Consider the following 25,415-nt stretch of genomic DNA (forward strand, 5'->3'; position numbering starts at 1 on the left):
CGGCGCAGGACAACTGGCCGGGTCAGGCCGCCTGCTGCAGCGTGACCGGCGTGAGTTCAAGACTCTCCTTCGCCTCCCAGCTGTCCTTGATGCGAACAAAGTCATCCAGATGGCTGCGAAACAGCTCGACCAGATGCGGGTCGAAGTGCGTGCCAGCCCCCAGCATGATTTCATCCACGGCTTCCTGCACCGTCCATGCCTGCTTGTAGGGGCGTCTGGTGGTCAAGGCATCGAACACATCGGCCAGTGCAACGATGCGGCCGGACACAGGTATCGCCTCGCCAGCCAGCCCCTGCGGGTAACCGCTGCCGTCCCAGCGCTCATGGTGGGTCAGCGCGATCTCCGCCGCCAGCCTGAACAGCGCAGACTGCCCCCGGCTGAGGATCAGATAGCCGATCTGTGCGTGGGTCTTCATGATGTCCCACTCGTGCTCGTCCAGCTGGCGCGGCGCCTTGAGGATATTGTCCGGGATGCCGATCTTGCCGGTATCGTGCATGGGCGCCGCCAGCTCCATGCGCTCGACCGCTTCATCCTCCCAGCCCAGCAGCCGTGCCAGGTGGCTGCTGTAGGCGGCCATGCGCCAGATGTGCAGGCCGGTATCGTTATCGTTGTAATGGCCGGCGAGGCCCATCATGTAGATGGTTTCGCGCTGGCTGTCTTCCAGCGTGCGGGCGCGCACCAGCGACAGGTGCGTTTGCACCCGGCGCAGCACGACCGGGCTGGAAATCGGCTTCTGGATGTAATCCACCCCGCCGACATCGAAACCGCGCGCTTCATCCTCGTATTCGCACATCGCGGTAATGAAGATCACCGGGATGTGGGCGGTAGCTGCCATTTGCTTGAGGCGTTCGCAGACCTCGTAGCCATCCATGCCCGGCATCATGATGTCGAGCAGGATCAGGTCGGGCAGATGTTTCTCTGCCGCCGCCAATGCCCTGGGGCCGTCAGTGGCAAAAAATAGCTGGTAATGGCTGCGCAGCACCTGCCGCAGCAATTGCAGATTGTTGGGTTCATCATCGACGATGAGGATTTTCTTCATGATCTCAATCCCAGCTGCTCGGTCAGCACCAGCAGCTGCGCACGGGCGGCGTCGAAGTCGAAAACCTGCACGGTTTTCCACAGCGGGGCCAGATGCTCGGGCGGCAGGTAGCCGGTCAGGTCCTGCAGCAGCGGCTCGACCAGATCAGGGTTGAGCTGTTCCAGCTCCTGCTCCAGTTGCTGCAACAGCTGTCTGACCTTGGCGGCATCAAACCCGGTCTGGCTCGGCTGTGAGAATTCCCGCTCGGTAGAGTAGCCGATGGCACTCAGGGCCTGCAGCATGGCAACCTCCAGCTCGTCGACCAGATCAAGCTCGACGGGCAGCGCGCCGGTCTTGGAGGGCAGCTTGGATTGCGCATCCAGGCGCACCACGATTTCGAACACGCGGGAAAGATGCAGGTTGCCGCTGACACCCTTGAGCGCATGCAGCAGCGCATGCACGCCGGCCAGATCAGCCGGTTGCTGCAACAGCATGTCCCGCAATCTGGCGACACAATCGGACTCTTGCTCGGCAAAGAGCTGCAGCGTCTGCAGGTAAACATGCGGGTTCTTCCACATCGACAGCGCCTTGCCGATATTGGCCACCCCCTGCAGCGCGTCAAGCTGCACCGTCGTGCTGGCCTCTTGGGGTGCCTGCTGCAGCGCCTGGTGCCCCGCATTCATGCCGCGCCCGGCCGCCACGACTTCCTCCATGGTGCGAAACAGCGTATTGAAGTCGATGGGTTTGCCTTCCACGGCGCTCACACCGGCGGCCATGCAGCGCAGATTGTCCTCGCGCAGCACGCTGGCCGTCAGTGCCACGATGGGAATGGCTGGCCGCCCGCCGTTTGTTTCATGCGCCCGGATGCGCCGCGTGGCCTCCAGCCCGTCCATTTCCGGCATCATCACATCCATCAGCACCAGATCGTAGCCACCGCGCTGCACCGCCTGCACCGCTTCACGACCATTCTTGACCCAGTCGACCCGGTGCCCCTGTTGCGTCAGGCGCAATATGGCCAGCGAGGCATTGGTTTCCAGGTCCTCGGCCAGCAGCACATTGAACAGGCGCGGCGATACATAGTCCTCGCCCGCCTGCATTTCGTCCTCGTTGAAGCAGCGCTGCTGCGGGTCGGCCGGTGGAAGCTCGGCGCTGAAATGAAAGGTGGAGCCCTGCTTCCAGACGCTTTCGGCCCAGATGTGCCCGTTCATCTGTTCGACCAGCTGCTTGCTGATGGTGGTGCCCAGCCCGGTGCCGCCAAAGGTGCGCGTGGTGCTGGCATCTGCCTGCGAAAAGGCATCGAACACCTTGGCCAGTTGCTGCTCGGACATGCCGATGCCGGTATCGCAGATCGAGAACTGCAGCAGGTCGGCCTGCCCGCCCTGCTGCACGCTCAGCACCACGCCCCCCTGCTCGGTGAACTTGATCGCATTGCCCAGCAGATTGAGCAGAATCTGCCGCAGCCGGGTCGGGTCTCCGACCACGCGCACCGGTACCTCGTCTGCAATCCGGCAGTCAAAGCTCAGGCCCTTTTCAGCCAGTTGGTGATCGATGGTGTGCATCACGTCGCGCAGCACATTGGGCAGGTGAAACGGAATAGTCTCCAGCATGAACTTGCCGCTTTCCAGCTTGGAGATATCGAGTACGTCATTGATGATGCCCAGCAGCGAGCGCGACGAACGCAGGATGGTGCGCACATGGCTGCGCGTGGCCTCGCTCAGCGCCTGATCCTGCAGCACCACTTCGGCAAAGCCGATGATGGCATTCATCGGCGTGCGGATTTCATGGCTCATATTGGCCAGGAAGGCGGATTTGGCCCGCGCGCCCGCCTCGGCATCCTCCTTGGCATGCTGCAGCTCGGAAGTCGCGCTGGCCACCATGTCGGCCAGCCGGTCGCGATGCTGCAGCAACTCGGCCTCGGCCGCCTTGCGCTCGCTGATGTCGACGATGATGCCGACGAACATCGGCTCGCCGCCCACCTCCATGCGCCCGACCGACAGGTGCATGGGGAAGGTGGCGCCATCCTTCCTGCGTCCCACTACCTCGCGCCCCTTGCCGATCACGTGCGGATGCCCCTCGCGCAGATAGCGCGCCAGATAGCCATCATGCTCGGCGCGATATGGCTCGGGCATGATGAGCTTGACGTTCTGCCCCAGCACCTCTTCGCGCGCATAGCCGAACAACGTCTCGGCCGCCGGGTTGAACGAGCTGACCTGGCCGACGGCATCGATGGTGATGATGGGGTTGATGGCCGTGGCCAGGATGGCACGCGTCGTTTCCAGGCTGCGCGCCAGTTCCAGCTCACCCGCCTTGCGCTCGCTGATATCGACGATGATGCCGACGAAACGCGGCTCGCCGGCAATGTCCATGCGACCGACCGACAGATGCATGGGAAAAGTGGTGCCATCCTTCTTGCGCCCCACCACCTCGCGCCCCTTGCCGATCACGTGCGGATTGCCCTCGCTCAGGTAGCGCGACAAATAACCATCGTGCTCGGCATGGTAGGGCTGCGGCATCATGATCTTGATGTTCTGCCCCAGCACCTCATCGCTGCGGTAGCCGAACAGCTTTTCCGCCGCTGGATTGAACGAACAGATGAGGCCGCGTGCATCAATGGTGATGATGGGATTGATCGCGGTATCCAGAATGGCCCGCGTGGTTTCCTGGCTTTGTGCCAGATCGGACTCGATGCTCTTTTGCTCGGTCAGCTCGACGATGGAACCCACGAACACGCGCTCGTTACCCAGCCGTACCTCGTTCACGGCCAGCCAGACCGGAAAATCATCGCCATTCTTGTGCCGCCCGACCACCTCTCGCCCGCGGCCAATGATGCGTGGCGCCCCCTCGCCCCGGTAACGAGCCAGATAGCCATCATGTTCGTCATGATAGGGCTGCGGCATCAGCATCGATACGTTGCAGCCTGCCACCTCGTCCTGCCGATAACCGAATATGCGTTCGGATACCGCGTCAAACGAGCGGATCAAGCCCATTTCATCGATGGTGATGATGCCCACTGCGCTTACAATGGAACGGCTCGTTGCTTTCACCGTTTACTCCGCGACAGCTTGCCTGCTACTTATCACAGTCAATAAACAGCTTTTGGTCAAGCCAAGCGAAAGCCATTTGCAACCAACCCGGCCGCAAGCCAGCAAGCACGCCAAGCGTTCATCCCACCGCACACGTTTGTCTCCCCGCTATTGCGAGGTCGTCGTGGTCATGGCAAGGCGGCTTGGGGGTGAAAGTGGTGGTCTGGCATTGAAGCCGAAATGACAATCAGCCCGGCAGCTGCTGGATGGCGCTGATATGCCCGCCCACCAGTTGCCAGCCCGCCGGCCCGCGATGCCAGATGCGGGTGTAGCGCAGATCGCTGTCGAACGGTGCATCGGCAAAGCTGCCAACGGTATGCATGCGCACTGTCACCAGCGCCGCGTCGCCGCGCAGCATGATCTGCTGCTCGCTCGGCACCAGCTGGCTGAAGCGCAGCGTGCCGTTGCAGTGCAGCGCCAGATCATCGGCTTTACCGAGCACGCGGCCGAAGTGATCGGTAAACATCAACTCCGGCGCGATCAGGCGATCCAGAGTAGCCACGTCGCTATGCAGCATGGCGTCGCGCAACTGTATTTCCAGTTCGGCGATTTCCGCTTCGGCTTGTGGCATGCCACGGCCTCCTGTGGGGTCCGGAAGGGTAAGCCCTGCCACCGCCAGCATCCGGGCTGACGGTGGCAGGTAATTACTGATAAAGCTTTTGCTGCACCAGCTCGGCACGGATGCCGTGGCTGGTGCGCGTCATCGGTCCATGTGATAGCAGCGTGCTGGAGAGGCTGCTGCGTGCCTTGGCCGCATCACTGCCATTGGCCAGGTCGCCATAGGCGATGGCGATCACCGATTTGCCATAGGCCACCGTGGGATAGGCGATCAGCTTGTCGGCGCCCAGCTCGGCCCCCAAGCGCTTGAGCGCCGTTTCGGCCGCGCCCTGGCTGTCAGCCAGCCAGATTTGCAACGTGAAGCGGCCATCACCCGGCAGCCAGCGCTCTGCGCCGGCATAGGCAGCCTTCAAGGCGACCAGTTGATCCGGCACCGGGCCAGTCACCAGATGGCCGCTGCGCTGTGGCACGGGTGTGGGTGCCACCACCGGTGCTGGCGTCGGCACTGGCTTGGCCACCGGGGCCGAGGCCAGCGCGGCGTTCACCAGTTCGTCGATCACCTTGCGGGGTGGTTTTTCCGGTGTGCGCAGCTTGGCATCCGGGTTCCAGCACTGGCCGATGCGGCCCGGCAGCTGCACCGACAGCGGCGCGGCATTCGGCGACAAGCCCTGCATCTTGCTCTGGAAAGCCTGCTGATCCAGCGTGTTGAGTGCCGCCTTTGCCTCTTGCTTCTGCTGCAATGCCTTGGCGGCTTCTTCTTCCACCGTGGCCAGCTGGCGCACGTTCTTCAGCGCCAGTTCTTCACCGCTGAACTGGTAGCGCACGGTGATCTGCCTGACGTTGACCGCATCCAGCCGCGCCTTGTCGGTGGGGAATTCACTGGCATCAAACACGCGCGCACCGTTCTGGAACTCCTGCAGGAAGGCGACGAAGCCCTGCGGCCCGCTGTATTTGCGCGTGATGGTGAACGACGGCAGGCGGATCTTCAGCGTGGTATCGCCGCAGGTCTGCTGCGACCAGTAGAACGCCTCGGACACCGAGAAGTTCAGGTTGTTGAGGTTGAACGGCGCACTGGCACACTGCACGGTCAGCAGCGTGCCGATCACATTGGCCTTGGCGCCATCGTTCACGCCGGTCGGCAGGCCCGTTACCTTGATCGGGTAAGCGCCCAGGCGCAAGTTGTCTGCCGTCTTCTTCAGATCGGCCGCGCGGGCCTCGGCCTGCTTTTCCTGTTCCTGCAGCGCCTGCTTTTGCTGCTGTATATCCAGCTCGGCGCGCTTGTCGGCATTCACCTGCTGCTGCTTGGCCACCTTCTGCCCCACCTGCTGGCCCACTGCGCCATTGATGAAGGGCAGGAAGTCGGCATTGAACGGCACGGACTGACCCAGTGTCTGCACTGAGTCATACGCTTCCGAGCCACGACGGACGAAGGGCTTGGCCGGGCCATTCAGGAAGGCCCATACGGTGCCGTTGTCGCCATAGAGCTGGTCGAGCATTTCCGGCATGCCGGCTGCCGACTGCATCGGCCACATGACCTTGGACTCCCACTCCTTTTGCAACACGCACGATGCCTGCGTATCGGCATAGCGCACCGCCAGTTGCAACGGGCCAGCCAGCAAGCCCCAAGCCACCTGATCCTCAGCCTGTGCGCCGCCCAGCGTGCGGCGCAGCTCGGCCAGCTTGGCATAGGCATCCTGCAGGCTGGACTTCACGGCAGGATCGTTGTCGAAGCTGTGGAAGTCGGCCGCAGTCTGCGTGGCCTTGGCTGCAGCAACCGTGCTGTCGTTCACGGCCTTGGCCAGCGCCGCGCTATAGCCCTGATACACGTTCATCGCGGCGAACTGCGCATCCAGCTCGGCCTTGGCGTTGCCCACCGAACCACCCGAGCCTATGCTCTTGAGCAGCTTGCCGCCGATGTCGTTGATCGCACCCGGCGCCTTGATGGCCGCCTGCTGGGTGGAGCGGTTGCGCACCGAGAACAGCCGCAGGTTGAGCTGCAGCCACGACGGCAGCTTGGTCGCATCGGCATCCTTGAACTCGCTCACCAACCGGTTCATCAACTGGTTGTAGGCGCTCTCGTTGCCGGTCAGGCGCACCACGGCGCCGCGCCATTCGTTCTCGCCATTGAGCAGGTCTTCGCCCTGCGGGAAGTTCCACGCAAAGTCGCGCCAGGCACGCAGCTTTTCCTGCTCGTACCACTGGTTGAAATGGGCCAGCTTCTCGTCGAACGTGGCCGGGTTGGGCGCGCTCTTGCGCACTTCGGCCATGAAGGCGTCAATGCGGGCCTTGCCGTCACGCGTGAACGCGGGCGAAATCTCCGGGCTGCCTGCCACCTTGCGCGTGCCGCGCCAGAAGTCGGCCAGCTGCACCTTCTTCAGATCGGACTGTGCATCGGTCCAGTCCACAATCCACTGCAGATCATCGCTGTTGAGTGCAATCTGGTTCAGGTCATTGCGCAGCGCCGCCAACCGTTGCTGGCGGAACAAATCATTCGGCTGCCAGGCCAGCAAGGCCACATACATGTCGTTGAAGTGGCTGGCAGCCTCGGGCGACATGTTCGGGTCCATCTCGAACAATACGCTGCCCGACAGTGCCGGCATCTTGCGCAGGTCTTCGTGGTTGGCGTCGTTCAGACGCGCCTGCACCAGATTGATACGGCGTACCAGCGTCTGGATATAGTCGGCCAGCTGTTCGGACTGCCCCATGCGCACCAGCGCATTCACCTTGTTGCTGAATGCCTCATCCAACCCCGGCAGGATGTATTTGCGGAACTTGGCGACGTAGTTGGCCTTGATCTTGCCCTCGACCTCGACCACCTTGCCGTCGAAGGCCAGATAGCGGGAGGCAAAGCGCGCATCGCGCTGCTCCAGCCAGTAGGCAAAGCCACGGAATTTCTCCAGCGACTCCACGTCGTGCTTGAGCTGCCCGGTCAGCACCAGCTTTTCCGGATACATATCGCGCATCTGGCTCAAGGTATTGGTGCTGTGGGCAAACGAGAACACCAGATAGCTCAGCACCGCCACATTGAACAGCAGCCAGGTGGTCAGCCCCAGGTGGCGCGTGGCGCGCCGCCAGTGGTTGACCAGTGCGGCCGGGCGCAGCAGATAGCGGTCGGCCGGCAGCACGCGATCAAACAGGTCATGCAGGAACATGCCCTTGTAGGCCGGCGCATGCTCGGGTTCGCGCGGCGCAATATCCTTGAGCAGGGAGGACATCGCCCCGCCCTGCTGCAAGCCGCTGCTGAAGAACACGCCGCGCAGGAAGGGTTCTTCCAGATACGGGCTGTCGCCCAGCGCATGGCGCAAAAAGGTCTTGAGCGAGCCTTGCAGGCGCGCAAACTCGCTCGGGAACAGCAGCAGACCCGGGTCGGCACTGTCCAGCCGCTGCATGATGGCCAGCTGCAGCCGCTTGAGGCGCGCACCGACATGGTCGAACGCGGCATCGACAAAGCCGGCTTCATCCAGCTTGCCCAGCATGGCCTCGGTGCCGACATAGCCCATGGCCTGGTCGAGCATGCCCTCGGGCAGCAACTGGCTCCAGGTTTCCATGCCGTAGAGCTGGTCGCACTTGGTGACCAGCACATAGACCGGGAAGCGCTTGTCGAACAGGCGGATCAACTGCTCGATGCGCATGCGGATCACGCGGCCTTCCTCGGCCAGTGCGTCGGCTTCCGGGTCCAGCAAGCGGTCGGCCTGGATGGTGAGCACCAGCCCGTTCAAGCCTTCCTTCGACCGGTAATGGCCGAGGAAGTCGAGCATCTTGTCCCATTCCTTGCGGTCGCCATCGACCTCTTCCGGCGCGATGTAGCGGCCGGCAGTGTCGAGCACGACGGCCTTGTCGAAGTACCACCAGTCAACATTGAGCGTGGTTTCCACCTGCGCGGTGGCGCTGACCTTCTTCAGCGGCGACGACAGCCGCGCGCGCGTCAGCGCGGTGGTCTTGCCCGAGCCGGAACGGCCGATGACCATGTACCACGGCAGCACATAAAGCGGGTTACCCAGCCGGCGCAAGTTGGAGCGGCGCAGCAGCGCAATCGCTTCCTTCCACTTGGCCTTGAGCGCCGATTCGGCGCTGACCACCGGTTCGGGCTTCTCGACCGGCGTGGCCGTGCGGCTGCGCTCGCGCCAGCCGCCAATCAGGCGCCAGATCAGTTTGCCCAGGAACCACAGGCCAATGATGCCGAAGAACAGGAACAGCGCGCCCCACGCCGGCCAGTCATTCCACAGCGCCACACCCCAGCACGCCGCAGCGAGCAGGATGAGCACCGCCAGCCAGAAAAGAAAGACGAGGACTTTTTTCATTGCACCAGCCGGAGGAAATCGTTGACCTGGTTGCTGAGCACAAAGGCAAACACGGTATAGAGGATGGTCAGCACCAACAGCGGTATGCCACCCCACAGCAGGGTGCTACGCGTCAGCCGCCAGCGCTTTTTGGCCGGCGCCGCCACGATCTGTGCATAGGCTTCCGGGAACAGCACGAAGTCGCTCTCCAGCGCCGCATCGCGGCCCAGCAGCAGCTTGAGTTCGCGCGCCTTGATTTCATCCAGCAGGAAACGGCCGCCGTCGGCCGAATAACGCCCCTTGAAGCCCAGCGACAGGCACAGGAAGAACACCTCGCGCACGGCAACCTCTTCGTTACGCAGCGTTTCCAGCCGGGAGAAGAACTCGACACCGGCCTTGGTGGTGTTGAAATAGGTTTTCTGCAGCGGCCGACGGCGCCACAAATCGGCCCCCTCCCACTCCGAGCACATCACCGTCTCGTCGATCCAGGCGACGGCGGCAAACATGGCATTTTCGATATCGCTGCGTTCGGCGCCACTGTCGGTCGCGGCCAGGCGCGCCTCGGACAATTGCTGCTCGATGCGCTGGCGGAACGCTGCCTCATCGGCATCCGGCGCGTTGAGGAACAGCCGCGTATAGGCCAGCGGCTTGACGAAAGCGTCGGACAATCTCATCGGCGCAGCACCACCAGTTCAGCCTTCAGGTCGGCCGGGGCATCCGGCCAGTCGAGCGCGATATTGCCGTCCTTCTCGACCTGCTCCCACGATTCGGACACGGTCTCGACGCGGAAATAGAACGAGTATGCGCGGCGCGGCAAGCCTTGCGGTGCCACCGGCATGTGCATGAGTTCCACGCCCGGCAAGGCACGGCGCACCAGCGTCGGCAGGTCGTCAATGGCGGCCAGCTTGGCCGAGGTCTGGAAGGAATCCACCAGCGCATCCGGCTCGGATTCGCTGCGCAGCACCAGATAGAAGCGGTTGCGGCCGGCAAAGAACTGCTTGGGCAGATCGGCGCCCAGATAACCGTCGCGTGGCTCGAGGAACACAAGGAACTCGGGGCCGACCGAGATTTCGTTCAGCAACTGGCTGATCAGGCTTTGCGCGGCAAACAGGCAGTGGCCCAGATCGTGGTGTTCGTACGGCGGCAGCGCCAGCGTGCCGTCGGCAAACTCGCCCAGCATGTTGCAGCGCTCGGAGAACGACGACAGCTCGCCCACCATCTGGCGCAGCACACCATAGACATCCCACGGGTGCGCCTGCGGCGATTCGATATAGTGGTGCAGCAGCGGCGTGTAGCGGTTGAGCGTACGCAGCGCCAGCAGGAACACCATATAGCTGGCGTCGAACTCGGCCTTCTGCATTTCGCGCGGGCTTTTGTACTGCTCAAGCTGGTGGGCACGGCCGGATACGTCGTCGCGGATTTCCTTCACCAGATTGAACAGCGCCGGCGCGCCACCCAGCGTATAGCTGGGCGGAATGAAGCGCGGCGACAGGCGAATGGCATCGCCATTGCGCTCCAGCACTGCCACCGGGATCACTTCGTAATCGGTGAGCTTTTCCAGCTCGTCTTCCCACAGGATGCGAATGACGTAGTTGAGGCTCTTGACCTCGGCCACCGGGCCATCGGAATGGATGTCGCGGAATTCTTCGGCCTCGTGCGTGGTCACGCAACGGGTGTTGAGGTCGGCGCCATCCTGCAGATCGCGCACCACGGTGACATTGGGCTCGGACAGGCTGAGCTTCTTGATGCCGAAATACACCGGGAACGGCTTGTTGGGGTCTTTCCACGCAGCAGCAAACGAACGCGGCTTGAGCACGGCATTGCCGGGGTATTCGAGATAAGTGCCGTCCTTGAACAGCACGTGCGAGGCAATCACTTCGAATACGCCGGTAGCCAGCGCAGAATCGGCTACGTTGAGTTCGCCTATGCCCCAGAAATAAGGCAGGCCGACTTCCAGAAACGGCTTGAGCCGGAAACGGGCGTGCAGATCGGTCAGCTGGAAATGCTGCGGCTGCAGGAACAAACCCTGATGCCAGTAAATCGGTTTCTTGATTTCCATGCTTCTCCGCCTTTGGCGCGTTCTTGTTATACCGGTACTGCTCTTACCACGGCGAGATGACTGCGCCGTGTATCAGGCGGCTCGCTCGCTCAATACTTGCTCAAATCATTGAGCTTGACCGCCCCTGACACCATGGGGCGCACTTCCTCGCCATCCTTGGGCAGTTCTGGCTCGACGGCGGCAATTGCCGCATTGGCAATGTCCTCCGGCCCCAGTTTCAGCCGTAACTCGGCCACGCCGGGGCGCGCGCTGTAATCCTTGACCACGATGCCGCTCTTTTCGACCTCGACCGGCAGGTTGAACAAACGCGCCGTGCCGGCCGGTGCAACACCGTAATACGCTGCCACGATGCCGACAAACTTAGCGCCCTGCGTGCGGTCCAGCACGATGCGCGCCTGCCGGTTGGGCTCGATTGCATAGCGGCTGACCTGCAGAATGCCCGCGCCGGGCCGGTCGCCTTGCAGCAGCTTGCCCAGTTGGTCGGCGTTATCCAGCAACTGGTAGAACGCAGCGGCCTCGGCCGTCTGGATCACCGCCAGCACCAGGGTGTGGGCTTCGCCGTCGTAACGATTGAGCGCAGCATCGGTATCGGCCTTGACCACGATGCCACCGGCACCGTAATCCCAGCTGGTTTGCGCCAGCGCATCCTTGGCACTGTTACCGCCCAGTGCCTTGTTGATGCTGGAGCAGCCCGACGTCAGCGCCAGCGCACCACACAGCAAGGCGATGGCTAGCGGGCGTAATAATACCGTGGTCATGGGCAAAAGCGGCATACCCGGCATCTTATTCTTCGCTGTAGCCGAGCATTTCTTTCAGGTTGCGGCGGGTGCTGTCGTCACGCACCACTTCACGTATCCATTCATCCAGCCGCATGGTGCCCCAGCGCGTGGCTTTTTCCAGCAAATAGGTCACCGGGCTGTGCGGCTCGGCGCCACGATAAAACTCGGCGATTTCATGCAGGCGGCGCAGTGCTTCCTCGCGCGTGGTCGGCGGGCCGGCACGCACGTTTTGCACGGCGGCCACGGGTGCGGCAGCCGCGCCCTCAGCCACTTCGGCTACGGTTTCTTCGGCCGGGGCTTCGCTCACGGCGGCAGGCAGCACGCCCTTGTCCCCGGCCAGCTTGGTGGCCAGCTTCACCACATTGGCCAGTGCTTCTACGATCTGCCCGAGGCTGGGCGCGTCATAGCCGAACTTGTCATCCACCGTCTTGACCAGCGCCTTGGCCGCATCAAGTGCTGCCGTGCTGTCGATCTGCAGTTGCTGATAGAACGCTGCCGGCGTCTGGCTGACGGCGGCATCCCACAGCTCGGAGCCGATTTTGCCTTCCTTGAGCGCCTGCTTGAACAGGTCTTCATTCTGGCGCGCCAGATTGTCGACATCGCGCGACTCCTGCCAGCGCGACCAGCCATGCCCCTTGCTCTCGCCCACCGGGCCCGTCATGGGAATGCGACGCAGGGTCTGTGGCAGATTGTTGTCCAGCCACACCAGCCTGCCGATGCGCAGCTCGACATCGTCGCCATCCTTTTCAGGATGCAGCGTATCCCAGAACTGCTGCAACAGGCCGTCGAGCAGCGCAAAGCCCTCAGCCGCGCCAGCGAAGCCGTGCAGGTTGGTTACGGCCTCGATCAACCAGGCGGTGATCTGCAAATCCTTGCTGCGCGTGCTCAGTGCCTCGGCAGCCAGCTTCTTGGCCTTGGGCCAGTCAGCCACCTTGATGTCGGTTTTCCAGTCCCCTTGCGACAGATAATCATCGTCGGCGCGGCGCGCCTCCTTGATTTCATCGACGATGGGTTCGTAGGCAATATCGGCGCCGGAGGGCGCGCTATCGCTGATCGGGGCTAGCAGTGCATCAAGGTCAAGAATCGGCATGCGGCTATTCAGATTAAGGCGTACGGTTCAAAGAGGAAGAAACTGCGAATCACGGATGTCCGAGAACAGCAGGTTCGGAATGTAAAACTGGGCATTGTTGCCGGCCAGCCGTGAGGTACCGCCGGACTTTTCCACGCTGGCATCGCGGCGCATGGTACCGCCACCGCTGCGCGCCTGTCCGGCCACGATGCCGAAAAACACGTTGATGGGCTGGGTCAGCGTGGCCACCCACAGATAGGCCAGGCTGTTCCAGTCTTCCTTCACCGCCATCACGATGCGCGACAACTCGCGCGTGCTGACGCCGAAATGGCTGGCCAGCTTGCGGCGCTCCTGGATGCCGGCGTCCCAGTCATAGGCGTCGTAGGGCGACCACCACGCGGTCAGCAGCGTGCTATCCACCGTGCCGGGCGCCAGCTGGCTGAAGCCGTGCAGGCGACAGATTTTCATGCCGGCCGGCAGCAGGCGTTTTTCCGCCTTGCCGTACTTGAAGGCCTGATGCACTTCTTCCAGTGTCTGGCCCACCGGCTGAAAGCCGCCCCAGGATACGTCCGCGTTCTTGTACATGGTGATACCCCTCTTCGTGGTAGTGACCTGCTGACTTTAGCCAGCAGCAGGCTGGCATTGGCAACGCAATCGCCGAACACCATGCCGAACGGTCACTCAAACCATGGCATACGACCGCATTCGGTACGCGGCACATGAATATGGCCGGGAATAAATCCTCCGGCTCAGCGGCTGCGTTTCAGGTAACTGCAAATGCCCCCCACTGATTGGCCCCTTGATAACGCCGCCGTATGCCGGCTTTCCATTCTATGGCATCACTGTAACGATACAGACCACTTTCTATATCGTAAAAATAGAGCGTGGTCCGGGTATCCACCGCCATGGCATGAAACCCGTTATTGATATGGTACACACCCGGCGCAGCAATCAGAGCCGTCAAGAGCGGCTCCAGCCCCACCCCTTGCTGGGCTTGGTTTGCAGTGCATTCCAGTACATTGAACAGATTCACGACATCCTGTCCGCCACCGGCCGGATCCCACCGATACCGCACTTGCAATACACCCGCTCGCAATATATCCGGTTTGGACTGCGCAATCGGCGCCCCCTGAATCCGGGAGGCACACCATAGTGCCGAAGCAGCAGCACACCACCCCAATTGCCTGGCAATCACATTGCCGCCACCCTGCGTTTGCAACGAGGAATACTGATTACTTGATTCAAACAGTTGCGTCTCTGGCATGATCCGACCTCCATACTGATTTCACAAGAAATGCACTCGTTGCAGACAAGTCAGCGTATTTGCAGATCTGGCGGGTTCAGCCGCCAATCAGCACCGTAGGCAGGCCCAGTACAATGCTGCCGCCATGTGCCGTGGTATCGCCCATGCGGGCGGCCGGCTTGCCGCCGATCAGCACCGTGGAACTGCCCTTGACGATGGAGTCGGGCGGGCCAACGCACACGCAACTGTCGCCCAGCACGGCAGCCGGCAGCTTGCCGATCAGCACCGTGGGCACGCTGGGGCCGACGATGGGGCCACCCACGTGCGGAATCGGCGGCACGCCCGGCGTCTGCATCGGGCAGGTATGCATGTCGGTGATTCTGGCAGCTGGGGCCCCCATGTATGCGCTCCTTTCAGTACACGCGTTTACCGGCAGCAATTTCGGCCGCCAGCTTGATCCATAATTTGTAGCGCTCTGCCGCCTGTTCCGGCTGCACACTGCCCGCCAGCTGTACCGCACAGGCTGCAGCATGGTGGCACAGGCTGTCGGCCGGCAGCAGCTCGGGCTGGTCAGCTTCGACCATGCTGCCACCACTCCAGAATGCGGCCAGTGCCACGCTGGCCGCGGCTTGCTCCATGCCGATGGCTTGCGCCTCGGCGCACAGCCCCAGGCGCAGGCTTTCATCGCCCGCCTGCAGCCACTGCTGCACATGCTGCAGACCCGCACGCGCCGCATCGGTCTGATCCGGTACCGTATTAGCTGCAGCCCAGGCCCACGCCACTGCATCACGCTTGTTCAGTGCATAGGCCAGCAGGTGCAGCGCATCCGGCCACAGCTGTTTGTCCTGCAATTGCGCCAGCGTCTGGCTCAGCGTGCCACCCAGCAAGGTCTTGCCTTCGTCGCTGATGGCAAAGCGTTGTGCGAAGTGCGCAGCGGGCTGGGCAAGGTCGAGCGGCATGGTATTTACCCGCGGATCTTGTGTTTGCGGCGATAGCGGAACTCGCTATCCAGCTCGCTGTTGGGATAAGCATCGGCGCCAAACAACTTCGATGCGCTGCGCAATGACACCAGACCAAGAATGCCGGCCGCCGTACCGATCGGGATGGCCGGCAATACGAGCACGGCCGTTGCCGCCAGCACCCAGCGCCCCCAGGTAGGCCGCCACAGGCAGGCATAGGCAGCCAGCGCGGCAATGACCGGCACGATCGGGTAATAGCGCCACCAACCGACGGCATCGCCAAGCAACAACAGGCTGACCACACCGCTGACCACCAGGGTCAGCACCATCAGCGCACCAAACGAGCGGATTTGCAGCGAGTCATTGCGCAAGCGGCGCAGCGTCTTGTAATCCAGCTCGGGAAACTGCAACGGCGCCAGACCGGTATTGAGGTCGCTGGCGGGGGCTGCGTAGGGATTGACGGGTGTATTCATGACAGTATCCGGGCCTTAGTTGATCATCACGATACCGCCCTTGACGGTCGTCTGGCCGGATGCCGACAGTTCGGCAGTGGCATTGCCCTTCAGCGTTGCGCCAATCTGGCCGGTCAAACTGACATTGAGGCCACTGGCGCTCACATCGCCCGCACTGGCTGCCACCGTCACGCCACCCGAACCATCCACCGTGACCTTGGCACTGCTGATGGTGATGCCGGATGGCTCGATCTTGATGCTGCTGCCGCCTACCTTGAGTTCGATCGACTGCATGGCCTCCATCTCGGCCTTGCCGGCGTCGATCTTGGTGACCTGGTTGCCAGCCTTGATGGTCAGCTCGTCATTGCCGACCGACACCTCGACGGTGCGGTTGCCCTTCTTTACCGTCAGCGCATCGTTGCCGGTATCCACCGACACCGTGCGGTTACCCGTCTTGATCTCGTGCGTGTCATTGCCCTCGACCGTCACGGTGCGGGTGCCCTTGGTCACTGTGTAGCTGGCATTGCCTTCCTTGATCTCGGCGGTGTGATTGCCCTTTTCCACCGTCAGCGTGTCATTGCCTTCCTGGATGGTTTCGGTGCGGTTGTTCTTGATGGTGATGGTCTGATCGTGCTGCACCTGCAGGTCATCATCGTTCTTCACCAGCCGGTGAAAATCCTTCTCGGCCTGGAAATAGACGTCTTCCGAGCCCTTCTTGTCCTCGAAGCGCAGCTCGTTGAAATTCTCGGCGGTGCCACTGGCCGAGCTGCGGCTCTTGATGCCGCTTTGCGTCTTGTTGGTCGGCAGCTCGTAGGGCGGCATTTTCTCGCCGTTATACACCCGGCCGGTCACGATGGGCTGATCCGGGCTGCCCTCCAGAAAATCGACGATGACTTCCTGACCGACGCGGGGAATATGCATCGCGCCCCAGTTCAGCCCGGCCCAGCCCTGCGACACGCGCACCCAGCACGAACTCTTGTCATCGTTCTTGCCCAGCCGGTCCCACGGGAACTGCACCTTGATACGGCCATATTTGTCGGTATAGATTTCCTCGCCGGCCGGGCCGACCACCACAGCGGTCTGCGCGCCATGCACGACCGGTTGCGGCGTGATGCGCGGCGGCCGATACACGGTGGCCTTGGGCTGGCAGACAAAACGGTTTTCGTAATGCCCGTCGCCATCCTTCCACGGCAGGTTGTTGCTGATGTCATGGCGCACCGACAGCAGCAGATAATCGCCGTCGTAGTCGGTACGGAAATGCTCTTTCAGCGTGAATGAATAGCCTGGCGCCAGGGTACGGCAGTCGCCGCCACCATCAATGCGGACCTGGCGCGCCTCCCACTCCTGCATGCGGACCTGCGCATAGTTTTCACCGCCGCTGGCCTGCAGATAGTTACCCGGGTAGTCGTACAGCTCCAGGCTGTCCTGCTTGGCCACTTTGGCCACGGTCGGGCTGGATGCGGTCAGGTCGGTGCTGGGCGTTTCAAAGTTGTAGTCGCGCAGGCTGACCTTGCCCGGCACCACCGTCTGCGACTGCAGCCAGGAGAAAATATCATCGCCCTCATTGGCACCGGCCTTGGGGCGATAGGGAATGCTCGATTTGACCGGGCAGGCGGCGATGGCCGAGCTGGCGTCGGCCAGCACCAGCGTGTGCTTGTCCTCGGCATGCTCGAAGTAATAGAAGATGCCTTCTTCTTCCATCAGCCGGCTGACAAAATCGAAATCCGATTCGCGGTACTGCACGCAATAGGTGCGCGGATTGTAGGTTTTGGACAGTGACTTGCGGAAATCGTTGAAGCCGCGCCCCTTGAACACCTTTTCCAGAATGTCCGGCACCGACAGATCCTGAAAAATCCGGCTGTCGGCCGTGTGCTGCAGAAACCACAACCAGGGCAGCAGCTCGGCACGGTAGCGATAGCGTGCATCCTCGCTGCCCACCTGCGCAAAGCGGCCGATATGGCCGTGCCAGTAGCGATTGCTGTCATCGGGCAGCTTGATGCGCAGGGTTGCAGTCTTGCCGACCACCTTGCTGAAATCGAGGTCTTCGGTTTCCGACACCACGTCCAGCGTAAACGAATACAGGCCGGACACGCGCTCTTCACCGGCCACGTGATCGACCAGCAGCACATCCTCGCCCAACGGGGTGGTCAACGCCAGCAAGCGTTGTTCTGAATCAACCGTCATATCTATCCACTCGCCGAGTCAGCCAGCGGGCCGGGCAAATTCCCGGCCGCGCAATCCGTACAGGCTATCGTAAAACCACACATCCCACCCGGCCGCCTTGCGGCTGCCGGGCTGATACCACTCGCGTCAGGCGACGGTGTATGCGTACTGGCCATCACCACCGATGGTGACGTCGATACGCTCGACTGCCTGCCCTTCCGCCATGCGCGCCAGCACCGCGCCGGCCACCTCCGGCAGCAGCGTGCCGGAGACGATGTTGTCGATGTTGCGCGCGCCGCTGTCCACTTCGGTACAGCGGGCGGCAATGGCCTCGACCAGCGCTTCGTCATAGGCAAACGCGGCGTTGTGGTTGATCTTGACGCGCTTCTTGATCTTGTTGAGCTTGAGGCGAACGATCTGCTTGAGCACTTCGTCCTTGACCGGATAGAACGGCACCACCTGCATGCGGCCAAGGAAAGCCGGCTTGAACACCTGGTTCAGCTCGTCGCGCAGCGCATCGCGCAGCGATTCTTCCGTCGGCATCACCGTAGCATTGCGGCAGGCATCCATGATGATGTCGGTGCCGGCGTTCGAGGTCAGCAGGATCACGCAGTTCTTGAAGTTGATCTCGCGGCCTTCGGCATCGTCCATCATGCCCTTGTCGAACACCTGGAAGAACATTTCCAGCACGTCCGGGTGCGCCTTTTCGACTTCATCCAGCAACACCACACTGTACGGCTTGCGACGCACCGCTTCGGTGAGGATGCCGCCCTCGCCATAGCCCACATAACCCGGGGGCGAGCCCTTCAGGCTGGAGACGGTGTGCGCTTCCTGGAATTCGGACATGTTGATGGTGATCAGGTTGCGCTCGCCGCCGTACAGGATGTCGGCCAGCGCCAGCGCGGTTTCGGTCTTGCCGACGCCACTGGTGCCCACCAGCATGAACACGCCGATCGGCTTGCCCGGGTCTTCCAGGCCAGCGCGCGAGATGCGGATACGCTGGGCAATCGCTTCCAGCGCATGGTCCTGACCAATCACCCGTTCGGCCAGCGTGTCCTTGAGCTTGAGCACGGTTTCCAGCTCGTCCTGCACCATCTTGCCCAGCGGAATGCCGGTCCACGCCGAGATCACCGCACCAACAGTGGCTTCGTCCACACACACCTGCACCAGCGGGTCCTTGCCTTGCAGCGCGGCCAGCTCGTCGTTCAGGCGATTCAGCTCGGCCAGCAGTGCCGGGCGATTCTGGCCCGGCTCGGCCGCCTCGGCATCGGCTTCCAGCTGGTCTTGCACGTCACGGATTTTCTGCACCAGTTCCAGCTCGGCCGCCCAGCGCGCCTCCAGCTTGGCCAGTTCATCCTCGGCCTGTTGTTTGGCTTCGGTGAGCTCGGCCAGACGGCTATCGTGGCTGCCACCGCTGGCGGTTTCCTTGTTCAGCACGCGGATTTCGGTGGCGATGCCCTCGATGTGACGACGGGTGTCTTCCACCTGTGCCGGCGTGGCCGACTGGCCGATGGCAATGCGCGCGCAGGCGGTATCGAGCACGCTGACTGCCTTGTCCGGCAGTTGACGGCCGGTGATGTAGCGGTGCGACAGCTTGACCGCCGACACCAGCGCCTCGTCCAGCACGCGCACCTTGTGGTGGCCCTGCATTTTTTCCAGCAGGCCGCGCAGCATGATCACGCCCTTTTCTTCGTCGGGCTCGTCCACCTTGACGACCTGGAAGCGACGGGTGAGCGCCGGGTCTTTCTCGAAGTATTTCTTGTATTCAGACCAGGTGGTGGCCGCAATGGTACGCAGCTCGCCGCGCGCCAGCGCCGGCTTGAGCAGGTTGGCCGCATCGTTCTGGCCGGCCTGGCCGCCCGCCCCGATCAGCGTATGTGCCTCATCGATGAACATGATGATGGGCTTGATGCTGGCCTTGGTTTCCTCGATCACCGATTTCAGGCGGTTCTCGAATTCGCCCTTCACGCTGGCACCCGCTTGCAACAAGCCCAGGTCCAGCATGTGCAGTTCGACATTCTGCAGGATGGGCGGCACGTCGCTGGCGGCAATGCGCAGCGCCAGCCCTTCCACCACCGCCGTCTTGCCCACGCCGGCCTCGCCGGTCAGGATGGGGTTGTTCTGCCGGCGGCGGGTCAGGATATCGACCATCTGGCGGATTTCACTGTCGCGGCCCAGCACCGGGTCGATCTGGTTCTGGCGCGCGCGCTCTGTCAGGTTGACGGTGTACTGATCCAGCGCCGGGGTCTTGCCCCCCTTGCTGGCGGCAGGTGCGCCGCTGGCAGCCGGGCCGCTGCCCAAGGTGGTGGCCGTGGCGGCCTCGCGCGAATCGGCGGTGATCGCATCCAGGTTTTTCTTCAGGTCATCGGCAGACACGCCGGCCAGGTCTTTCGACCATTGCTTGACCAGTTGCGCCAGATCGTCGTCGCTCAGCAGCGCCAGCAAGAGATGGCCGCTGCGCACGCGCGTTTCGTTGAAATCGACCGACGCCACCAGCCATGCCTTCTGGAACAGCTTGGGCAGGTTGGACGCCAGCACCGGGTTGCGCGTGTTGCCGCTCTTGAAGCCATCCAGCGCATTGTTCAGGTCGCGCTCGAAACGGCTCGGGTCGATGCCGTAGTGGCGCAGTACCTTGGCCAGATCGGTGTTGTCCGATTCCAGCACCTTCATCAGCAGGTGTTCGACATCCACCTCGTAGTGCCCGCGCGAAATGGCGAGGCCGGCGGCCGACTCCATGGCGCCACGGCAGATGGGGTTCAGTTTGCCTATCAAGGACTTCAGGTCAGTGGACATGCGAACTATCCTGTGCGTGATTTTACGTGGGGGAAAACGGCGCCCGGCGGGGCCGCATTACTGTTTGAAAGCCAGCGCCAGCCGCTTGAGCATGGGCGCATTCAGTTCTCGGTTGTGACGATTCCAGTGACGCGTCACGCGCTCAATCTCGGTCTTGAGTGCCTGGGCAAGCTGCTGCTCGCCGGTCTCGATGGCCCAGATCGCGTATTCGGCGCGTGCCTCGAACGAGCCAAAGCGCGCCACGGCCTGCTCGAAAGCCGCCTTGGCGCCAACCGTATCACCCGCGCCCTGCAGCGTACGCGCCAGCAGCAAGGCGACTTGTTCGGCCCGGAAATCCGGATGGCTGGCTTGCACTGCACGCAAATGCGTGACGGCCTGGGCAAAGTTGCCGCATTCGACAAAAGCACGTGCGGCACCGAGGCGGATTTCCGGGTCGGCGGCAAACGGGCCTTTCAGGCAGGCCTCGTAGTTGATGGCGGCCTGTTTGGCATCGCCGGCGTTGAGCAGTGCTTGCGCCAGACGAATCTGGTTTTGCGCAGTCGGCGTGTAATCAAATGCGGCGGTGGCTTCGCGCAGTTCGCGCGTCGGGTCGAGCACCTTGACCGCAGCACTCAGCACGCGCTTGGTGCCACGCTCCAGCCTGGACGCCGGCAGATAGATGGAAACGAAATAGACCACGCTCCCCAGCAAGGGAAAGCTGAACAGGATGAACAGCCAGTAGGTTTGCTGGCCGGTGCGTACCGCGTGCACCGCAAAGTAGATGGCCACCAGAAAATGCAGCCCAAGTCCGAAAAAAGGCATTGCGACAGCTACTCCCTATCAGTGTGTACAAAAGCACCAGCCGTTACGATACGGCGCGCGTGTTGCATCATGCTGCTGCCGCCAGCCGCTGCGCATGCTCTGGCAGCACCACGTCGCTGGCATCGTTGATGGCGGTTTTTGGCCTATCCAGCCAGGTAGTCCAGCCCAGCCGGGCGCTGTTGCGGCCCAGCTCGCCCAGGATGCAGGGTGGCGTTTCACGCTTGTCCAGCACCAGCTGGACATCAAACTCCAGTGCTTGCCCGACGCAGAATTTCACCATGCGCACCAGCGCCCGATAGGCCTTGCCGGTCGGCAGAAAATCGTCAAAACGGCGGCGCTTGAGCGGGCCGACGCAGATGCGGAATTTGGTTTGGCAATCCCAGATCTGCTTGCCCAGCATCGGGTGTTCGCCGAGGGTGCAATTGAGCTGGCCCAGCTGCGTGCAGTCATTGTCGTCCAGCCGCAGCCATTGGCCGCGAAACTGCTCGATCACCACCTTTACGTCAAACTGGTCGGACAGGATGGACTGCAAGCCTTCGACGGTATGCGCACGCTCGGCAAAACGGCCGGCGTAATAGGCAAACAGCTGGTCATCGACCCCGTCGTCGGAGAGCCGCCGCTGCAGGCCGGGGGTGCCCAGGCCCACCAGCGACAGCACCTGGCGCTGAAAGCCCTCGCGCCCGCCGCGCTCGTAATCGACGAATATGTGGTGCTTTTGCCACGCCTGATAAAACAGCGTGGTCAGCCGGTGGCTGAACAGGTCGAAGAAGTTGTGCGCGGTCTGATCGCGGTGGCGGTAGCGCCGCTCCAGCAGCATTTCGGTATAACGAACCGGCAGCGCACCCGACGGGCCGGTCAGGCCCATGAAGGTGATGGTCATCACCGGCGGGCGGAAGGCATCCGGCTGGGTCAGCGTATAGATGGCCGACGCGGGAGTTTCCAGCGACAGCAAGGTGCGAAAGCGCACCGGATCGTCACCGACTGCGCCCTGCTGCATTTGCGCCGCGCGCAGCAGCCGCACCGCCTGGAAGAAATCATAGGCATACGGGCGTGCATACAGATCACCCAGCACGCCGGTGTGCTGCATGCCTGCCGTGCTCATGCCAGCACCGCCTTGCCCGCACGCGGCGGCCAGGTGCGCATGGGCTTCTCGCGTTGCTGGGTTTTCACCGTCAGCCGCGTAAAGCTGTTGATCGAGCCATACAGGCCGAGAAAGCGCTCCAGCACGCAGGACAGCAGATACACGCCTGCGCCTTCAAACTGCTCTTCGTCCAGCTCCAGCTCAACCGCGATGCCCCGCACGAAGGCAGCCTGATGGCCGCTGGCAATCTTGGCCATGGTGGGCTTGCTGCTGACCTTGCGTATGCCCATGATCTGCTTGCGCGTTGCCGCCGAGTTGGCAAAGTTGTACAGGCCCAGCAACTCGCGGAAGGCCTCGGTGCTTTCGCTCTCGCCATCGGCAATCGACAGCTGGTTGAGGCTGAGATGCGAAATCAGCCGCCACATGGCCGAGCGGCCCATGGCCGGGCGCTGCGTGGCAGTGGGCTTGCGCAGGCAGTGAATGCGCGACACCGGCGAGCCGCCCTCGATTTCGAAGTCACCCTGCTCGCCGCCAAACGGCAACAGGCCGGGCAGCTCGCGATTGGTGCAGCTGATTTCGATACTGAGTGCTTCGGTGGCCGGCAGATTGGGATCGAAATCCAGATCGACCAGCGACAGATAGACATCGCTGCCCGGGTCATCGGCGCGCGCGCCGGGCCGGCGCGTGGCCAGCCAGAAGGTTTGCTGCGCGTCAGCCTCGTTGGCGTGATGCAGGCCGAAAAACGGCTGGTATTCAACGATCTCTGCCCTGCCCTCGCCCTGCACCAGCTTGCGTACCGAATTCACCGAATACACCTCCATACCCCAGGGGCGGCGGATATCCGGTATCACCTGGTATTCGGTTTTCAGGTGCGTAATCTGCAGCGGTTCGGCACTCTGCCGGAACAGGTTGACGATGGGCGCGCAGCCCAGCCGGAAGGTATCGGCATTGATGGTATCGGCGAGCTTGGCCAAGCGTTCGGCACGCTCGAACTCGCTGATGTAGATGGCGATTTCCATGTCGCGGCAGGCGGGCGGCAACGGTGCCGCAGCAAGACCCACCACGTCGAAAAACATGAACTTGTCGGGAAAGACAAAGTATTCCTGCAACAAGCGATAGGCGATGGACGAGCGCTTGTCGTAGTCGAGCAAGCCTTCATCTTCCTCGAACCCCACCGGGCGGATGGCGTCGGCAGGCAGCCGGACCTCGTTGCCACCGGCATAGATGGTGGTCTTGTGCACATTGTTGAACAGCAACTCATACAGCGCGTGCATGACCGGCGATTCGCCCTGCAGGAAGAAGCGCAGTTTGTCGATGCCCATGTCGTTGAGGAACTGACCCGGATGCGCCTGGATGCGGATGCGCACGATGGCAGCGGCGTCCTCGCGGCGCAGTGCGAAGTCGGCACGCTGGATGGGCTCGAAACGCGCATCGGCCACCGTCACCGGCCACAGCTCGACCGGGTAGGCGGTGCGGAAGCGGCACGGCATGTCATTGACCCGGCGCGACAGCAACTGGCTGTGGCGCGGAATCGCCAGCTTGCTGGACAGATTCATCTTGGTCGGGTCGATGGTGAACTGCGCGACCGACATCGACGGAATCGGCCGCAGGTAATGCGGGTACAGCACCCCGAGCAAGGCATCGGTAATCTCGGGGAATTCATCATCCAGCTTGTGATGGATGCGCGCGGTCAGAAAGGCGAACGATTCAATCAGCCGTTCTACATGCGGATCTTCGGAAACGCCCTCTTCCAGCAGCAGGCGGCCAGCCACTTTGGGAAACTGGCTGGCAAACTCGCGCCCGAGCTGGCGCAGCGACGCCAGCTCGCGGTTGTAGTAGGGAAGCAGTTCGTTTTGCATGAACCTTGCCCGGTGCTAGCGCTCAGCGCGCCACCACACACCAGTCCAGACCGACGAATTGCGGATCGGCGGCATTGCGATAGGGCGTGCCGCTCAAGTCGATGCTGACGCTGTCAGGATGGCCCACCGAGATGTCGCCCAGGTAACCGGTGACTTCGATGCCGGCATAGCCGCGTTCCTTCATGGCATCACACAGCTGGCGAGCAATCGAATTGGGAGCGGTACGGCCAGCGCCCAGCGACGGATCACGGCCGACGCGCTCATTCGAGGTGTATTGGCCAAGGATCACGCTCTTGTTCATCAGGCCGCTGCCACAGGTCATCATGTGCAGATGCTTGAATGCCTTGGACAGCCCTTCGGCTTCCAGATTGGCTGCCAGATCGGGCATGCGGTAGGCCTTCATCCCGCCACCGGTGCGTGTGGCACCAATCGAATAAGACCCGGCCTCGCCAGCACCGTGACACACCACGTACAGGATATCGGTGGCACCCAGACCGCTCAGGCAACCGCCACCCAGTTTTCGCGTCAACCCTTTACCCCAGCCCGATTCGAATGCATTACTCAGCGTCGTACACACGCCGCCATAGGTTTTGGTCATGTAGCGCGCAATGGGCGCGGCAAAATCACGCATTTCAGCGGTATAAACGGGAAGGTAGATATAACGTCGCATAGTCGGGCCAATTGTCAGTACTTGTTGTTGTCATTGCGCGTGCATCCAGTTCTGATGCGCACGATCACTCTATCTTGTAAAGCTGCGTCGCCACTTCCAGCACAGCATCGAACACCACTGGCTCCGGCACCGGGTCAACCCGCAGCAGCGCTTCGATATGAAAGCTGAACTGGTTGAGCTCGCCATCACGTGGCACCAGATGCACCTGCACCTGAATCAGGCGTGATTCAAACCGCGCAATCACCGAGCTGATCTCGGCACGGATGCGTGCACGGTCAGTTTCACTGGCAGCACTCAGCGCCGAAAAATCCGGCAGGCCATAGGCCACCACCGAGCGCGACAGTTCCGGGTAGGCCGCCAGATCGGAGACCGAATCGGCACGCGTATTCAGCAAGCCCTCCAGATCGCGCGCAACCGACTGCTTCAGCTGTTCCAGCCCCTGGCGGAAAGTCGGCTGATCGTCGATCACCTCATCCGGCGCATCGTCGAACAGACGATCCAGCAGCGAGGGCGTAATGCGGATGGTTTGCGGGCGGCTTTGCATATCG

General features: G+C 62.3%; 20 protein-coding genes. All 20 read right to left on the reverse strand.

The genetic code is table 11. The features are described 5' to 3' along the window. Positions 1–22: 22 nt before the first annotated feature. A complete protein-coding gene (locus tag B9A19_RS07375; protein ID WP_084090142.1) occupies positions 23–1,039 on the reverse strand; it encodes a response regulator in 1,017 nt (338 codons plus the stop codon). Further along, entirely contained in the window at positions 1,036–4,062 is a 3,027-nt protein-coding gene (locus tag B9A19_RS07380) for a PAS domain S-box protein (RefSeq protein ID WP_139798710.1), read from the reverse strand. Before B9A19_RS07380 ends, B9A19_RS07375 begins: the two co-directional genes overlap by 4 nt. Before the next feature lie 226 nt (positions 4,063–4,288). Then, positions 4,289–4,672, reverse strand: a complete 384-nt coding sequence (locus B9A19_RS07385; RefSeq protein WP_139798711.1) for a nuclear transport factor 2 family protein — start codon at positions 4,670–4,672, stop codon at positions 4,289–4,291. Positions 4,673–4,745: 73 nt separating this feature from the next. Then, positions 4,746–8,960, reverse strand: a complete 4,215-nt coding sequence (locus B9A19_RS07390) for a type VI secretion protein IcmF/TssM N-terminal domain-containing protein (protein ID WP_084090145.1) — start codon at positions 8,958–8,960, stop codon at positions 4,746–4,748. Further along, on the reverse strand, positions 8,957–9,613 hold the full coding sequence (locus B9A19_RS07395) for a DotU family type IV/VI secretion system protein (RefSeq protein ID WP_084090146.1): 657 nt from the start codon (positions 9,611–9,613) through the stop codon (positions 8,957–8,959). Before B9A19_RS07395 ends, B9A19_RS07390 begins: the two co-directional genes overlap by 4 nt. Beyond that, complete coding sequence (gene tssK, locus B9A19_RS07400) at positions 9,610–10,998, reverse strand: type VI secretion system baseplate subunit TssK (RefSeq protein WP_084090147.1); 1,389 nt, start codon at positions 10,996–10,998, stop codon at positions 9,610–9,612. Before tssK ends, B9A19_RS07395 begins: the two co-directional genes overlap by 4 nt. 89 nt (positions 10,999–11,087) lie before the next feature. Continuing rightward, the gene (locus tag B9A19_RS07405) at positions 11,088–11,771 is read right to left on the reverse strand and encodes a type VI secretion lipoprotein TssJ (protein WP_176216832.1); all 684 of its coding nucleotides are present in this window, start codon (positions 11,769–11,771) and stop codon (positions 11,088–11,090) included. Positions 11,772–11,781: 10 nt separating this feature from the next. Further along, complete coding sequence (gene tssA, locus B9A19_RS07410; protein ID WP_084090149.1) at positions 11,782–12,867, reverse strand: type VI secretion system protein TssA; 1,086 nt, start codon at positions 12,865–12,867, stop codon at positions 11,782–11,784. 27 nt (positions 12,868–12,894) lie between these two features. Beyond that, positions 12,895–13,431: a hypothetical protein gene (locus tag B9A19_RS07415; RefSeq protein ID WP_084090150.1), complete on the reverse strand. Its 537-nt coding sequence runs from the start codon at positions 13,429–13,431 to the stop codon at positions 12,895–12,897. A gap of 178 nt (positions 13,432–13,609) precedes the next feature. Then, positions 13,610–14,110, reverse strand: coding sequence for a hypothetical protein (locus B9A19_RS07420; protein WP_084090151.1), 501 nt, complete (start codon positions 14,108–14,110; stop codon positions 13,610–13,612). Between the two features lie 76 nt (positions 14,111–14,186). After that, a complete protein-coding gene (locus B9A19_RS07425) occupies positions 14,187–14,489 on the reverse strand; it encodes a PAAR domain-containing protein (RefSeq protein ID WP_084090152.1) in 303 nt (100 codons plus the stop codon). Positions 14,490–14,502: 13 nt separating this feature from the next. Then, positions 14,503–15,048 carry a DUF6931 family protein gene (locus tag B9A19_RS07430; protein WP_084090153.1) on the reverse strand — a complete coding sequence of 182 codons (546 nt, stop codon included), beginning with the start codon at positions 15,046–15,048 and terminating at the stop codon, positions 14,503–14,505. A 5-nt stretch (positions 15,049–15,053) separates the two neighbouring features. Continuing rightward, the gene (locus B9A19_RS07435) at positions 15,054–15,521 is read right to left on the reverse strand and encodes a hypothetical protein (RefSeq protein WP_084090154.1); all 468 of its coding nucleotides are present in this window, start codon (positions 15,519–15,521) and stop codon (positions 15,054–15,056) included. 15 nt (positions 15,522–15,536) lie between these two features. Then, the gene (locus B9A19_RS07440) at positions 15,537–17,684 is read right to left on the reverse strand and encodes a type VI secretion system Vgr family protein (RefSeq protein WP_084090155.1); all 2,148 of its coding nucleotides are present in this window, start codon (positions 17,682–17,684) and stop codon (positions 15,537–15,539) included. Between the two features lie 126 nt (positions 17,685–17,810). Then, complete coding sequence (tssH, locus tag B9A19_RS07445; protein WP_084090156.1) at positions 17,811–20,456, reverse strand: type VI secretion system ATPase TssH; 2,646 nt, start codon at positions 20,454–20,456, stop codon at positions 17,811–17,813. A 57-nt stretch (positions 20,457–20,513) separates the two neighbouring features. Further along, the gene (locus B9A19_RS07450; RefSeq protein ID WP_084090157.1) at positions 20,514–21,257 is read right to left on the reverse strand and encodes a tetratricopeptide repeat protein; all 744 of its coding nucleotides are present in this window, start codon (positions 21,255–21,257) and stop codon (positions 20,514–20,516) included. 67 nt (positions 21,258–21,324) lie between these two features. Beyond that, complete coding sequence (tssG, locus tag B9A19_RS07455) at positions 21,325–22,359, reverse strand: type VI secretion system baseplate subunit TssG (protein ID WP_084090158.1); 1,035 nt, start codon at positions 22,357–22,359, stop codon at positions 21,325–21,327. Further along, positions 22,356–24,197, reverse strand: a complete 1,842-nt coding sequence (tssF, locus tag B9A19_RS07460; protein WP_084090159.1) for a type VI secretion system baseplate subunit TssF — start codon at positions 24,195–24,197, stop codon at positions 22,356–22,358. The genes tssG and tssF overlap by 4 nt, the downstream gene beginning before the upstream one ends. A gap of 22 nt (positions 24,198–24,219) precedes the next feature. Next, positions 24,220–24,867, reverse strand: coding sequence for a hypothetical protein (locus B9A19_RS07465; protein ID WP_139798712.1), 648 nt, complete (start codon positions 24,865–24,867; stop codon positions 24,220–24,222). A gap of 64 nt (positions 24,868–24,931) precedes the next feature. Then, on the reverse strand, positions 24,932–25,411 hold the full coding sequence (tssE, locus tag B9A19_RS07470; RefSeq protein WP_084090161.1) for a type VI secretion system baseplate subunit TssE: 480 nt from the start codon (positions 25,409–25,411) through the stop codon (positions 24,932–24,934). Positions 25,412–25,415 lie beyond the last annotated feature (4 nt).

It is taken from the genome of Andreprevotia lacus DSM 23236 (assembly GCF_900176275.1).
GTDB lineage: Bacteria > Pseudomonadota > Gammaproteobacteria > Burkholderiales > Chitinibacteraceae > Andreprevotia > Andreprevotia lacus.